Raw genomic sequence first — 14,297 nt, forward strand, 5'->3', positions numbered from 1 at the left:
GGGCGCGCCTAAGGGCGCCTTACTTTTAGCATTGCCCCAAAAGTAAGCAAAAGGTCTAGAAAAGAATTAAAACTTACTACGCAATCAAAATGATAAGGATTATCAATTATTATCTCTCTAATTAAAACTTTATAATACTCTAAATTCTATCTCAATTTTTGCTTCGTTCAAACAATAATTCTTTTCGTTTTTAAAGACCTTAACTGTCAACTAAGACACAAAAGTGTCGCATTATCCTTCTTAAGTTTTTGCTTTAAATCAAAGATTAAGCATAAAAAAATAGATAAAGGTGAAATTAAATTCAGGAGGTGCCTTATGCAAAGAATTGGTGTGTTAACAAGTGGTGGTGATGCTCCAGGGATGAATGCTACCTTGCGAGCTGTGGTTAAAGCTGGTACATATTATAATTTAGAGGTCTTAGGGATTGAAGCTGGCTATATTGGACTTCTAGAGAAGAGGTATAGAAGGTTAGAAATATTAGATGTAGAAGAGATTATTAGCTATGGTGGTACGATTATTAAGACCGGCAGAACTAAGGAGTTTCAAAGTAAGGAAGGTTTTAAGAGGGCATTAGCTAATATCAAAAGCCTAGAACTAGATGGATTGGTGGTGATCGGTGGTAATGGTTCGATGAAGGGGGCACAAAAGTTAGTAGATGCAGGGGTGAAGGTAATAGGTGTACCTGGAACCATTGATAATGATATTGCAGGAACAGATTATGCTATTGGTTTTGATACTGCTTGTAATATCGTTACCGAGACAGTTGATAGAATTTTAGATACTGCCACCTCCTTAGTTGGTGATACACCTCGAGTTTTTGTAATTGAGGTGATGGGGCGTCATTCAGGAGAGATTGCAATGACCTCTGCTCTGGCAGGAAGTGTAGATGGACTATTAATTCCTGAGCAAGAAGTAGACTATGATGAGATTACTGATAATTTAAAGAGAAAGTTTGAAATCGGTAAGAATTATGGGATTATTTTGATGGCTGAAGGTGTAGGTAAGGTCGATGATATTAGCAGAGAGTTAGAGATGAGATTAGGATTCAAAGTAAGGGAGACCTTGTTGGGTCATCAGCAACGAGGAGGACGTCCGACAGTCTTCGATCGGGTTTTGGCAAGTAAGTTGGGAGCAGAGGCGGTCAATCAACTGGTCAAAGGAGAGAATGCCAAGATGGTAGGGGTTAGAAATAATGTGGTAGAGGCAGTAGATTTAGAGGTTGTCAATAGTCAGCAGAAGAGCTTCAATGATAAAAATTATGAGTTGACTAAGATGATCTGTTATTAAAATTAACAGAAAGAAGACAGTAGAATATCTAACACTATATTTATCGTATATATAGAAACCGATAAAGATTTCATATTAACAGTTATAGTAATACTAACAAGTTCAAATAATTTTTTGCAACGAATCTTACGAATTGACGCGAATTGAAATCAAGAGCTTTTAAATCTTTAATTTAATCTATTAATATCCTAATTTGTGTGATTCGCATTAATTCCCACTCCAAGAGTACTTCTTCGGATAGATTACCTCAGGGCGTTGCTAAATTAATTTAAATTCTTTTTCATGTTCTATATAGAACTAAAGTTTTGAGTAAGTTTAAGATGGTTTCTAGTTCAGAGGAACCATCTTATTTAATTTTTGGTGAAAACATCTTATTAAAACCGATTCTCTATTAGATAATATAAATTTTTCAAAGAGTTAAGGAAATAATTACTTGAATAAAATTTAAACCATTAAATTAGTTTATTAACTTGATTTGGTATATTATACATGGTATAATTTTAACATAATATAAGAAATATAATCATTTGATTCTTTTAGTTGTCATTTTTGGTATAAAAATATAATATGTCTTTATTATTCCTGAAATAGCACACTTATTGAAAGATAAGGTCGCAAAGTTTTTGAGTCTAAGGTACAATTTTGTACTAAGATCGTCAGACTACCGCAAGAATAGTGAATAGAAAAGTAAGCAGTTCTATTCCTTTCATTTAGAGGGATAGGACTATTTATTTTTTTGCTATGCTGAAAAATAATCTTCAGTATAGTTAATAGATTGTTAAATAATCATTTAAAAACTTATATGCAGAGAGGGGATAGTTATGAAGATTATCAAAAAAAGTAGTATTTATTTAGTAGTAAGTTTTTTATTAATAATTGGTTTAAGTTTAACTGCTTATGCTCAGATTGAGGGGCAAGATACTTTATTTCAAATTTCAACAATCGATGCTTTATTACAAGGATTATATGATGGAAATATGACAATTGGTCAATTGTTAGATCATGGTAACTTTGGTCTGGGAACGTTCCATAACTTAGATGGAGAGATGGTTATTTTAGATGGTGTAGCTTATCAAGTCAAATCTACTGGAGAGGTAAAAGCAGTTTCAGACAATGTTAAAACTCCTTTTGCTGTAACTACATATTTTGATGAAGATAAAAGTGCTGTATTTAAGGGAGTAAAGGATCTTGAGGAGCTTAAAAAAGAGTTAACAGAATTGTTGCCAAGTGAGAATATATTCTATGCTATTAAGATTGAAGGAGAATTTAAACATGTAAAGACTCGTAGTGTGCCTAAACAGAGCAAGCCATATCCAAAGTTGGCTAAAATAGCTGCTACGCAACCAACCTTTGATTTTTATAATACCAAGGGAACATTAGTTGGTTTTTGGTCTCCATACTATGTTAATGGAATTAATGTTCCTAAATTTCACCTACATTTCATTAATGAAGACCGTACAGGTGGAGGACATTTACTTGAATGTCAGTTAAAGCGTGGAGAAGTTCAAATTGACTATTCATCAGGTTTCCAATTAATCTTACCTCATAGTAATTCATTTAGAAAGATAAAGCTAAATGAAGAATCAGGTGAGGATTTAGGAGATGTTGAAGAGTAGAGTTTAACTCTAAATTAAATAAGCTTCCTCTCTTAAAGGGGGGAGCTTATTTTTAAATTCTATAAAAGAGATTTTAAGGGGGAAGGTAAATTGAAGAAGAAATTACTAATTTTATTGGTCTTAACATTAATGCTATTTGTTAATACTTCAGTAGGGTCTGCCGCTGAATTTAAAGAAGAATATAAGCTTAGTGTAGTTGTTGGACCAGGGTTTCCTTGGGGAGCTGGGGCAGAAAGGTTTGTTGAGCTAGTAGAAGAGAGAACAGCAGGAAAGGTGAATATTAAACCTTATTTTGGTGGGAAGCTCTTTGCAGGAAAGCAGACAAATGAATTTGCAATGTTACAGCAAGGACAGATAGATATGGCTATATCTTCTACTATTAACTGGTCATCTCAGGTCAAGGAGCTAAATGTCTTTTCTCTACCTTTTATGTATCAAGGCTATGACCAGATTGATGCCGTTTATAGTGGTAAAACTGGAGAATATATTTTAAATTTATTAGAAAAAAAGGGTGTTAAGGCATTTGGTTGGGGAGAAAATGGATTTCGTCAAATTACTAATAGTAAAAGAGCAATTACAAGTCCTGATGATTTGAGAGGACTTAGAGTTAGAGTAGTTGGGACACCTATCTTTTTTGATACTTACAATGCTTTAGGGGCAAGACCAGTAAGTATGCCTTGGGGGTCAGCAATCAATGGGTTTAAGCAAGGTGTAGTTGATGGTCAAGAAAATCCATTATTGGGTGTAGAGATACCAGTTGAAATTTGGAACTATCATAATCATATTACCTTATGGAATTATCTATTTGATCCATTAGTGATTGGTATTAATAAAGATGTTTGGGAGAGTTTTGATAGTAAAACCCAAGATATTATTGAGCAATCTGCTAAAGAAGCTTTAGAATATGAACAGATGTTAGCAAGGATGGGTCTTGATGATGGTACTGCATTGAATTATTTAAAAGAGAATAATGAAGAAGGTATATTTTCTTTTGAAGACCCTATAAAATTTATTGAGAGCAAAGGAATGAAGGTTAATATCCTATCTGCTGCACAATATAAAGCATTCAAAGCTAAGACAGAGCCAGTAAGAACTAAATGGAGAAAGATAATTGGAGAAGAGTTATATCAAATTTTATTAAAAGATTTAGCAGGTAAATAATTATTGACAATAAGAGGTTTCTTTCATTGTTAGCTATAGAAAGAAACCTCTTATCTAGTATTTAGATAATAAAAGGAGGGGAATGTAACATTATGAAATTAAAGGGAGTAAATTTAAAGAATAATCTATCCTTTAAAGCTGTAGGTACTATAGTTGTTATCTTGGTAATTTCATTTTTAATCTTAGGGTTAATAGTCAATAACTCTGTATCAAAGGAGTTGACTAAATTAGCTCAAGAAAAGAATGAAGAGAAAGCAGATGGATTAAAGAATCAAATTGAGTCCTTTTTCTATAGAAAAGAAGAGATAATAAAACTGATTTCCCGCCAAGATTCTGTTAAGTATGCAAATGAATGGGCAGTCAGAGAGCTATTTGAGAATTTAAAAGATGATTATCCTTATTTTGTAAGGTTGTATCTTAGTACAAGCTTTGGTCAAAATTATTTTTATCCTGAAGATGAAGAGATCAACATTAATGATAAGCCTTGGTATCAAAAGATTAAAAATAACAAAGATATTATGTGGAGTGATCTTCATTTAGATAAAGAGCTTAAGAAGCCAGTAATTACTTTAGTAGCCCCTGTAATTAATGATAATGGTGATTTTATAGGAGCTTTGGGCATAGATATGTTGTTGACTCCTGTACAGAGTATGGTAATTGCCAGCTCAACTGATTCTAGTTATGTGTATGTTGCTAATAAGAATAATGAGGTCATTGCTCATCCAGATAAAGAGATGATTGAAAAGAGCTATGATTTAGGTCAAATTATAGATATGAACACTGTTAAGAGTAATAAAAGGGGAAGTGTAGAGTATTCTTTTAAAGATAAAGAAGTCATAGCTTCTTATGTATCATTACCTGTAATTGATGGGGTTATATTTGCCCAGAATTCAGTTGATAAAGTTTATGAAAGTAAGAACAAGATTGGTAGACAAATTTTAATAGTAGATATTATTGTATTAATTTTAGTGGCTATATTTATTTCTATCTTTATCAAGAAGTATTTATTAGATTTTATCTCTGAATTAATTAAGGTTATGAAGAAAGTTGCTCAGGGGAATTTGCAAGTAAGTATTGATTCTAAACGTAATGATGAGATAGGACAATTGGCAATAGAATTTAACTCTATGGTTGATAACTTAAAGAAGATTGTAATCGATGTTTTAGAAGCAGCTAGTGATATTTCATCAACTAGTGAAGAGCTATCTGCTTCTAGTCAAGAAGGTAATGCGACTATTGAGAATACTAGACAACTTATATCAGAAATCTCAACAAGTATACAGCAAATCTCTAGTAGTGTGCAAGAGGTCACCTCTTTTTCTAAAGAGGCCAGTTCTAAAACTGAAATAGGAAGTAGTAATATCAAAAATGCAGTAGTTAGTATCAAAGAGATCAATCAAGTGGTAGGGGAGACTGTAGAGGTGATTAATCAGCTAGATAATGATTCACAGATGATCGAAAAGATTATTGATTTAATCAATAATATAGCTGAACAGACCAATCTATTAGCACTTAATGCATCTATTGAAGCAGCGAGAGCTGGAGAGTATGGACGAGGCTTTGCAGTAGTAGCAGATGAGATTAGAGAGTTAGCAGTAGAGACTAATAATGCAACATCAGAGATTTCCAATTTAGTAGTAGAGATTAAAGGTAAGTCTAAATCTGCCTTAAAAGCTATTAATCAGGTTGAATCAAAGACTAAAGATGGACAAGAGATTATAGAAAGTGCAGGCAATATCTTTAAAGAAATCGAATATTCTAGTGAAAGTACATTTACTCATCTTGAAAAGACTGCTGCTTCTAGTCAGAGTTTAGCAGATAATAGTCAAGAAATCATAAATGTTACTGATGATATCAGTAATATGTCTGCAGAGGTTACCTACTCTTCACAAGAGCTGGCTAATATGGCTCAGAAGTTACATGAATTGGTTGATAAATTTGAAGTTTAGATAAAAGATAAGTAGTTTGATATTTATCCGACACCTAAGTGTCTCTAAAATCCACACCTCTATTAAGTAGGAGATAAGAGACACTATGGTTCTAGGGCCTTAGGTCATCCTGTGGACATAAGTTTCAGAGGGAGATAAAAAAATCCCTCTGAAACTAAGAACTTACTTTATATAAAAAAAGCAAGTTGGAGTTTTAACTCCAACTTGCTTTTTTGAATTTATTTAGCTTCTTTTAATGCTTTATCGTAGGTCTTTCTGTCTACCCACTCTTCTTTCTTACCTTTGTTCCACTGACTTACAGGTGTTAAGAAACCAACTACACGAGAATAAATCTCACATTTTTGACGTTTTCTATTTTCCATATCCTGTGTCACCTCCTTTTAATTACGAATCTCTACTTTAGCTACATAAGGAGAAACTATCTCTTTAAATTTCTCTAATCTATCAGGGGGGAAGGAGCTTAGCTCCTCTAGCTTTTTATCCAAAGTATTGACTGGTCTAAAGTTTTGAATATAATAACGTTCTGCTCCAGCGATTAACTCCCCAATACCTTTAAAATCTTGTTCTGTATGTAGGGTAGGGACTACTGTAGTTCTAAACTCATAATCTATCTCTGACCTTTTAATTAATTCGATACTTGCTTTAACTTTATCTAGACTACACTCTCCAGCTACTGCAGAGTAGCTTTGCAGAGATGATTTGATATCCATTGCGATATAATCTACTAAATTCTCTGCAAGTAATTCTGTCAGAATATCAGGGTTACTTCCGTTTGTATCAAGCTTAACCTTTAATCCTCTAGCTTTAATCTCTTTGATAAAGTCTATCAGCCCTGCTTGTAGAGTTGGCTCTCCTCCAGTAATAGAGATTCCATCGATTAATTTTTTTCTCTTTTTAATAAAGCTCCAGAAATCTTCTAAAGAGAGATAAGAAGAACTCTCTGAGCTATTAGCAATCAATGATGAATTATGACAATAAGGGCATCTATAGTTACATCCTTGAGTAAAAACTACAGTAGCAATATGCTCAGGATAATCGATTAAACTTGTCCGTTGCAAACCAGCTATCTTCATCTTAAAACAACCTTTCTAAGCACTCTGTTCTTCTTCAAACTCCATTTCAGCATCACATTTAGGGCAATATTCATGCTCTCCATCTAAATACCCATGAACAGGGCAGACACTAAAGGTTGGAGTAATGGAGTAGTATGGCAACTCAAAATTGTCAGCGATATTCTTAACTAGCTTCTTCACCGATTGAATAGATGGCATCCTTTCACCTAAGAAACCATGAACGACGGTTCCGCCAGTATATCTCTTCTGCAATTCATCCTGTAGCTCTAAACTTTCAAAGATATCATCGGTATAACCTACAGGTAATTGTGTTGAGTTAGTATAGTATGGGTCTGCACCTTCAGCTCTGACTCTATCCTCATTGGCACAGATGATATCATTAGCAAACTTCTTCTTATCCAAATTAGCAAAACGATAAGAGGTACCTTCAGCAGGAGTGGCCTCTAAGTTATAGATATTGCCAGTATCCTCTTGATACTCTACTAGCTTATTACGCATAGCATCCATTATTCTAATAGAGAAGTCTCTAGCTTCTGGGTGAGTAATATCTTTGCCCATAAAGTTGATTACAGCTTCATTCATACCATTTAATCCGATAGTATTAAAGTGGTTCTTCCAGTACTCATCAAAACGCATCTTAACATTACGCAGATAGAACTTACTATAAGGATATAATCCTTTATCAGTCAATCTCTCTAATATCTTTCTTTTAATTTCTAAGCTCTCTTGGGCTAAATCCATTAAAGCATAAGTACGTTTGATGAAATCATCTTCATCTTCAGCTAGATAACCAATACGTGGCATATTTAAAGTTACAACACCGATACTTCCTGTCATCGGGTTAGCACCAAATAATCCTCCACCACGTTTTCTAAGCTCAGTGTTGTCAAGTCTAAGTCTGCAATTATGAGTTAGTAGACCAGTTGTACCGATAGTGAACATTGGTTCATCATCTTCTACTTCAAAGCAGTAACCAGTATCACCTGTAGTATTTTCAATAGAATCAATTTTAACCCATAATTTATCATTCTGCTTAAACCAAATATCTCCGTAACTATCTCTATTTAATTTATATACTAACACGGCATAATTAGTGTGTTTACTATATCTGCCTTCTCTATTATCTTCATAGATACTTGTAGTTGTACCTAAAGTAGCTGCAAGCATATTAATAGATTCGACCATTCTTTTAGATGAGGTATAAATTCTATTTCTATTACCACCATCTGTTGCTAAATGTCCTGCCAACACACCTTCTCTAAATGCTTTGCTCATATCAAATAATTTTGCCTTATATCTTTTATCTCTTTGCTTATTAGCAATAAAATCCTTGCATAATCCAACTGCTGCTTTGGAATAGATTTTCAATGTAACTAATTTAGTGTTATCATATTCTGTTATAGAGTTATTAGCTCCAAAATATTTTGTGGCAATTCGTTGCAATTCTAGCAATGTATTTTTTTTATCTCCTTCTCCTAAAGAGAATATTACACAATTATCTCCATCGAAACTACCATCTCCAGCGTAAGCACCTACAAAGAATCCTAAGTCAAAGTTTCCACCTTGACCTTCATATTCTTTTAAACTATAAGGTAGATAATAATCTGGCTGTAATTGTTTACCGGTTAATTCAATAATTTCTCCATCTTTCTCTTTAATAACGTAATTTAAGTGGGTTTTAGTCATTTTAACTTTGTGACCATTAACTAATTTAACTTCAATCATTTCTTGGTTATCCCATTTATTAAACTTACCTCTTACAAACTTACCGTCAGAATAAATTTCTACTTCTTTATCTTTTAAATCATAATAAGAATGATTAATAGTAGAATATCTTAGATTATTTTCTGTTCTAATTAAAACCCTCTCCGTACCGGCAATTGGGCACATACTTCTAACATCATCAGGCTTCATATCAGAGTTGACGAAGTTACTGAAATATGGAATACCATATTTAGCAGTCATCTCCCAAACTGGCTCTAAAATCTCATTATCCCAATCAAAATCTTTGGTGATATTGTAAGTTGGAATAGGGAAGCTGAATACTCTACCCTTAGAATCACCTTCTAACATGATTTCAGCAAAGGCCTTATTTAACATATCCATCTCTGTTTGGAACTCTTTATAAGTCTTATCTTGAGCCTCTCCACCGATAATTACTGGCTCATCAGCTATAATCCCTGGACAAACCAAATCCATAGTGATATTTGTAAAAGGTGTTTGGAAACCTACTCTAGTAGGTACATTTAAGTTAAAGATAAACTCTTGCATAGCTTGTTTAACCTCATTATAGGTCAAATCATCATATTTGATAAAAGGAGCTAAGTATGTGTCAAAGCTTGAAAAGGCTTGAGCTCCAGCACTCTCTCCTTGTAATGTATAGAAGAAGTTTACTGCTTGTAATAAAGCAGTTCTAAAATGTTTCGGTGGTTTACTCTCTACTTTGGTAGAGACTCCACCAAATCCATTAAGTAGTAAGTCCTTTAAATCCCAACCACAGCAATAGACACTTAAGTGGCTTAGATCATGGATATGCATATCTCCTGAAAGGTGCTTATCTCTGATTTCTTGAGGATAAATCTCTTGTAACCAATATTGTGCTGTAATCTCAGAAGCAATATGGTTATTAAGTCCTTGTAAGGAATAACCCATATTACTATTCTCATTTACCTTCCAATCGCTCCGATCTAGATAATTATCTATAGTCTTAAGAGCATCGGTAAATAGTTGTTCAGTATCTCTTAGCTTAGCATGTTGTTCTCTATAAAGGATATATGCTTTAGCAATAGCAGCATAGCCTTTTTCAATTAGAATCTTCTCTACTAGATCTTGTACCTGTTCTACTGTTGGAATACCATCTTCTTTAAAGAAAATCTTTAGATAATCGACTACCTCTTGACTGATCTCTTCTCCAATGATATCTGATTCTACTCCAACTGCCTTAGCTGCTCTACTAATTGCTTCTTTAATCTTTTCTTTCTTAAAAGGAACATTCTTTCCATTTCGTTTCTTTATGTACTTATTAACCATTAATTTACCTCCTATAACATTAAATCATATTTCTAATTTTATCTTATTTAAATTTGTCTGTCAACATTCAAACAACAACATATAGTGGTGAGAAACAAAGTATGCACTATATATTGTGCTTTTATTAATATTATTTAAAAAATTAATTTGATTCTTAGAATTTTTTCTTGGGAAGGAGATTGAATCTAATAATCTTAAAAGTAAGTCAATCTAAGGTTAAAGTGAAAATCAAAAAGTTAGTTACTTCGACCTAGTGTCAGTTAGAGGTAGTAGAATAAAAGCAACTAGAATAAATCTGATTTTCAGAATTTACTTTTAAAATTTTCAAAATAGTTATAAGTATCTTATCAAAATTATTAATTAATTTCTTATTGATATAAGAGATTATCTTTATTCTTATTTCTTATTAACTATTAAAAGCTAGTGTATTATATAAAGCGACAAGGCTAATTTTATCTCATCTACTTTTATATGTCAAACTCAACAAGGTCAAGATATAGTGTACTGAATCTGTTATAGTACTATATATTGACCTTTATTATCATTATCTAAAGATTTCTATTTAATTCTTGTTATTTTTTTCTTATAGTCAAATGCACACTTTTAGATTTAATACATATTATGGAGTGAAAGTAAGTTAACCTTGGTTAAGATTATTAGTCTAAACTAATAAATTAAGGGGGTGAAGATAATGTTATTAACTCAACTACCTTTAGGAGTAATCTCTGAGGTAGTAAGCTTAGAAGCAGAGGGGATTAAAAGGAGAAGATTATTGGACTTGGGCTTGATTCCAGGGACACAGATAATAGCTAAAAGGAGAAGCCCTTCTGGAGACCCAACTGCATATTTAATTAGAGGGACACTAATTGCTTTAAGAAGTGAAGAGACCAATTTAATTAAAGTGAGGTGATGGTTATTAAAGTTATCAACCTTATTTTAGATGGTTTTATATATAAATTATAAATAGGGGGTATATATTATGGGTTTAACAGCTAAATCAAGTGGATTGAATCTGTTAAGGGAAACATTTAATCTGGATGTTGAGAGGAATAATCCTATAATTGCTCTGGCCGGTAATCCTAATACAGGTAAGAGTACAGTCTTTAATGCTTTAACTGGATTGAAACAGCACACAGGAAATTGGCCTGGCAAAACTGTAACTCAGGCACAAGGATATTATGAAAATCAAGGTCAAGAATATACATTAGTAGATCTACCAGGTACTTATTCATTGTTAGCAAGTTCAACTGAGGAGATGGTAGCTAGAGATTTTATCTGCTTTGCTAAGCCAGATGCCACTATAGTTGTAGCAGATGCTACTAATTTGGAGCGCAATCTTAATCTGGTACTACAAGTTACTGAGCTGACCGATAATGTAGTCTTATGCCTAAATTTGATGGATGAGGCAGAGCGAAAGAATATTAAAATAGATATTAAAGGTTTAGAAGAGGAGTTAGGAATACCAGTGATTCCCACTATAGCCCGTGATGGGATAGGGCTAAATGATCTTAAAAATATGGTAACAGCTATAGTTAATCAGGATAAGCAGATTAAACCAGTTAAAGTTAAATACTCTCCTCAAATTGAAGCAGCAGTTGAAGAGTTATTACCAGAGATAAAGAATACTTTAGGAGAACTATCAGAAGGGTTAAATTTGCGTTGGCTGGCTTTAAGATTATTGGAAGGGGATCAGACTATCTTAGATTCAATGCAGAATCATTACTTTAGAGAGAATTTAAAGGGTGGAGTTGATTGCTATGGAGTTGACTAAGATTAAAGATTTTAATGAGCTATCATCTAATATCTCAGATTCTTTGAATGGAAAGCAAAGAGAGCAACTAAGAGATCAGATAGTTAAGGATATTTATAGTAATGCAGAAGTAATAGCTGATAATAATGTCAGCATGCAAGAAGAGCAGACTGGAATAGGAGAAAAAATAGATGATATTTTAACATCTAAGTGGCTTGGTTTTCCGATTATGCTACTTATGCTAGGTGGTGTGTTTTGGCTTACCCTTGTTGGAGCAAACTATCCATCGGCGATGTTAGCAAAAGGGTTATTTTGGTTAGAAGATAAACTTAGCAATTTATTGTTTGTTGTTGGAACTCCAGAAGGATTACGAGGCTTTTTAATTGATGGAACTTATCGAACCTTGGCTTGGGTTGTCTCGGTGATGTTGCCACCGATGGCTATCTTCTTTCCACTGTTTACCTTAATGGAGGATCTGGGTTATCTGCCACGGGTAGCTTTTAACCTTGATAATTTCTTCAAGAAGGCAGGAGCTAATGGTAAACAGTCTCTGACAATGAGTATGGGCTTTGGTTGTAATGCAGCAGGAGTGATTGCAGCTAGAATCATTGAATCGCCACGGGAGAAGCTATTAGCTATCTTGACCAATAACTTTGTCCCTTGTAATGGGCGTTTTCCCACATTATTGATATTATCGATGATTTTTATGGGAACTGTCGGTGGAAGGGGAAGCTCTCTTTTAGCAGCAGGGATAGTAGTTCTGTTAGTTTTAATTGGTATTGCTATTACCTTGCTGGTCTCTTGGATATTGTCAAAAACTATGCTTAAAGGTATACCATCTTCTTTTACCTTGGAATTGCCACCATATCGTAAGCCACAGCTTGGTAGAGTCTTAGTTCGTTCTTTTGTTGATAGAACCTTATTTGTACTCTGGAGAGCGATAGTAGTAGCAGCACCAGCAGGAGGAATAGTTTGGTTGTTGGCTAACAATACAATTGGTGGAGTGAGTATTATTGATTATCTAGCTGGATTATTGAATCCTTTTGCAATGATGATTGGTTTAGATGGGTTTATTCTTTTGGCATTTATCTTAGGGTTACCAGCCAATGAAATTGTCTTACCGATATTGGTTATGAGTTATCTCTCTTTAGGGGCAATGATTGAGCCTGATAGTGCAGAGACTTTAAGGGAAATATTGGTTAATAACGGCTGGACTTGGGTAACAGCACTCTGTACAATGTTATTTTCCTTATTACATTTTCCTTGTGGAACTACGATATTGACTATTAAGAAGGAGACCAATAGCTGGAAATGGGCTATCTTTGGAGCTTTAATGCCATTGACTGTGGGAATTATAGTTACTTTTTTGGTTAATCAGATATTTACTGCTTTATTTTTATAAGGTCAGAAATTAGGTTTTTGGCAATATAAATGTTGGACTGATATATAATATAGAGATAATGGAACAATTTCTAGGAGTCAGGAATCAGTTATCAGTAAAATAAACTGATTCAAGATTGCTTATTCCCAACGAGAAAAAGTTATAATCTTCTTATTATATAAATTGAACTAATGTTTTTCTTAAAGGATTTAAAATATTTTTTGCAACGAATTAACACGAATCATACGAATTAAAGGCAAAAAAATAAATCAATATTTTAAAATCAATTTTGTTTTAAATTGGCGTAAATTCGCTAGATTAGTTGCTAAATAAGTTGAATTATTAATTTTTGATCAATGAAATTCTTTAATTCAATCTATATAGTTAAGATTATTTTGAAATTAAATTAGTCAAACATCTTATATCTATTATTTTTTCTTTCTAAATTCTAATAGCTCTTTTTGTAGTTCTGGTTTCTTCTTTAAAAATTCTACTAAAGATGTAATGGCTGAGACTGTATCTTTAGAAAGATAATGTTCCATTGCTTCGGCTTCTTCAGTTTTATTACAATTACTACCGATTATCTCTACAAACTCTTGTAATGTTTTATTTCTTTTTACTAGGAATTTGCCTAATTTCTCTCCTTTGTTAGTTAGTTCTATATTTTTATAGGGTTCGTGGTTTAAATATCCTTTCTTATTCAATCGCTTAACTGCCTTTGTCACTGATGGTAGGGAGACTTTAAGTTTTTCAGCAATATCTGTAGTTCTGACAAAGCCTAATTCTTTATCAAAACGGTAAATCTCTTCTAAATAGTCCTCTAAGCTGGGAGAAAGCATTTATCTACACTCCTTAATTTTTGGTCTTATAATTATTTATGTGATTAAAGGGAAAATAAGAAGTAGAGGATTATAAATCTTTTAATTTACTAACTTTATCATATGTTCTAAGCTATAAATGAGCAAAAATGATTACATTAATTTACATCTGCTATAATTAGGATATTCATTCAGGCTAATATTATTTTATCTCCCTTTAGGGAAATCTTAT

The 14,297-nt window shown here is 33.1% G+C and carries 11 protein-coding genes and 1 riboswitch; of the genes, 7 read left to right on the forward strand and 4 right to left on the reverse strand.

Going from position 1 to position 14,297, the window contains the following annotated elements:
* Positions 1–315 precede the first annotated feature (315 nt).
* The 4 genes from ACTCDL_RS02355 to ACTCDL_RS02370 all read left to right on the forward strand — a co-directional run bounded on the left by ACTCDL_RS02355 (position 316) and on the right by ACTCDL_RS02370 (position 6,013).
* Entirely contained in the window at positions 316–1,287 is a 972-nt protein-coding gene (locus tag ACTCDL_RS02355; protein ID WP_463173730.1) for an ATP-dependent 6-phosphofructokinase, read from the forward strand.
* A 579-nt stretch (positions 1,288–1,866) separates the two neighbouring features.
* Positions 1,867–1,956: riboswitch (cyclic di-GMP riboswitch) on the forward strand.
* Positions 1,957–2,108: 152 nt separating this feature from the next.
* A complete protein-coding gene (gene budA, locus ACTCDL_RS02360) occupies positions 2,109–2,903 on the forward strand; it encodes an acetolactate decarboxylase (protein ID WP_463173731.1) in 795 nt (264 codons plus the stop codon).
* Positions 2,904–2,993: 90 nt separating this feature from the next.
* On the forward strand, positions 2,994–4,064 hold the full coding sequence (gene dctP, locus ACTCDL_RS02365) for a TRAP transporter substrate-binding protein DctP (RefSeq protein WP_463173732.1): 1,071 nt from the start codon (positions 2,994–2,996) through the stop codon (positions 4,062–4,064).
* Positions 4,065–4,156: 92 nt separating this feature from the next.
* Entirely contained in the window at positions 4,157–6,013 is a 1,857-nt protein-coding gene (locus tag ACTCDL_RS02370) for a methyl-accepting chemotaxis protein (protein WP_463173734.1), read from the forward strand.
* 218 nt (positions 6,014–6,231) lie between these two features.
* Here ACTCDL_RS02370 and nrdD read toward each other — a convergent pair whose 3' ends face one another.
* Genes nrdD through ACTCDL_RS02385 form a run of 3 tightly spaced genes read right to left on the reverse strand, consistent with a single transcriptional unit; the run spans position 6,232 to position 10,116 of the window.
* Positions 6,232–6,375, reverse strand: a complete 144-nt coding sequence (nrdD, locus tag ACTCDL_RS02375) for an anaerobic ribonucleoside-triphosphate reductase (RefSeq protein ID WP_463173735.1) — start codon at positions 6,373–6,375, stop codon at positions 6,232–6,234.
* Positions 6,376–6,393: 18 nt separating this feature from the next.
* A complete protein-coding gene (locus ACTCDL_RS02380) occupies positions 6,394–7,086 on the reverse strand; it encodes an anaerobic ribonucleoside-triphosphate reductase activating protein (protein WP_463173736.1) in 693 nt (230 codons plus the stop codon).
* Positions 7,087–7,101: 15 nt separating this feature from the next.
* Complete coding sequence (locus tag ACTCDL_RS02385; protein ID WP_463173737.1) at positions 7,102–10,116, reverse strand: ribonucleoside triphosphate reductase; 3,015 nt, start codon at positions 10,114–10,116, stop codon at positions 7,102–7,104.
* A gap of 691 nt (positions 10,117–10,807) precedes the next feature.
* Here ACTCDL_RS02385 and ACTCDL_RS02390 point away from each other — a divergent pair.
* From ACTCDL_RS02390 to ACTCDL_RS02400, 3 genes are all read left to right on the forward strand, one after another.
* Positions 10,808–11,026 (forward strand): FeoA family protein, encoded by a 219-nt coding sequence (locus ACTCDL_RS02390; RefSeq protein ID WP_463173738.1) that lies wholly within the window; start codon positions 10,808–10,810, stop codon positions 11,024–11,026.
* Between the two features lie 69 nt (positions 11,027–11,095).
* Complete coding sequence (locus tag ACTCDL_RS02395) at positions 11,096–11,887, forward strand: FeoB small GTPase domain-containing protein (RefSeq protein ID WP_106231466.1); 792 nt, start codon at positions 11,096–11,098, stop codon at positions 11,885–11,887.
* Positions 11,874–13,268 carry a nucleoside recognition domain-containing protein gene (locus ACTCDL_RS02400; protein WP_463173741.1) on the forward strand — a complete coding sequence of 465 codons (1,395 nt, stop codon included), beginning with the start codon at positions 11,874–11,876 and terminating at the stop codon, positions 13,266–13,268. The genes ACTCDL_RS02395 and ACTCDL_RS02400 overlap by 14 nt, the downstream gene beginning before the upstream one ends.
* A gap of 407 nt (positions 13,269–13,675) precedes the next feature.
* On the opposite strand, the gene ACTCDL_RS02405 is transcribed toward ACTCDL_RS02400, so the two are convergent.
* The gene (locus ACTCDL_RS02405; RefSeq protein ID WP_463173740.1) at positions 13,676–14,086 is read right to left on the reverse strand and encodes a metal-dependent transcriptional regulator; all 411 of its coding nucleotides are present in this window, start codon (positions 14,084–14,086) and stop codon (positions 13,676–13,678) included.
* Positions 14,087–14,297 lie beyond the last annotated feature (211 nt).

This window comes from Orenia sp., from assembly GCF_055140805.1.

Excerpts from the sequence above, each read along its gene's own strand:
- ACTCDL_RS02405 (WP_463173740.1), bottom strand. The coding sequence starts at position 14,086 with ATGCTTTCTCCCAGCTTAGAGGACTATTTAGAAGAGATTTACCGTTTT.
- budA (WP_463173731.1), top strand. The coding sequence starts at position 2,109 with ATGAAGATTATCAAAAAAAGTAGTATTTATTTAGTAGTAAGTTTTTTA.
- ACTCDL_RS02400 (WP_463173741.1), top strand. The coding sequence starts at position 11,874 with ATGGAGTTGACTAAGATTAAAGATTTTAATGAGCTATCATCTAATATC.
- ACTCDL_RS02380 (WP_463173736.1), bottom strand. The coding sequence starts at position 7,086 with ATGAAGATAGCTGGTTTGCAACGGACAAGTTTAATCGATTATCCTGAG.
- ACTCDL_RS02390 (WP_463173738.1), top strand. The coding sequence starts at position 10,808 with ATGTTATTAACTCAACTACCTTTAGGAGTAATCTCTGAGGTAGTAAGC.
- ACTCDL_RS02395 (WP_106231466.1), top strand. The coding sequence starts at position 11,096 with ATGGGTTTAACAGCTAAATCAAGTGGATTGAATCTGTTAAGGGAAACA.
- ACTCDL_RS02355 (WP_463173730.1), top strand. The coding sequence starts at position 316 with ATGCAAAGAATTGGTGTGTTAACAAGTGGTGGTGATGCTCCAGGGATG.
- ACTCDL_RS02385 (WP_463173737.1), bottom strand. The coding sequence starts at position 10,116 with ATGGTTAATAAGTACATAAAGAAACGAAATGGAAAGAATGTTCCTTTT.
- nrdD (WP_463173735.1), bottom strand. The coding sequence starts at position 6,375 with ATGGAAAATAGAAAACGTCAAAAATGTGAGATTTATTCTCGTGTAGTT.
- ACTCDL_RS02370 (WP_463173734.1), top strand. The coding sequence starts at position 4,157 with ATGAAATTAAAGGGAGTAAATTTAAAGAATAATCTATCCTTTAAAGCT.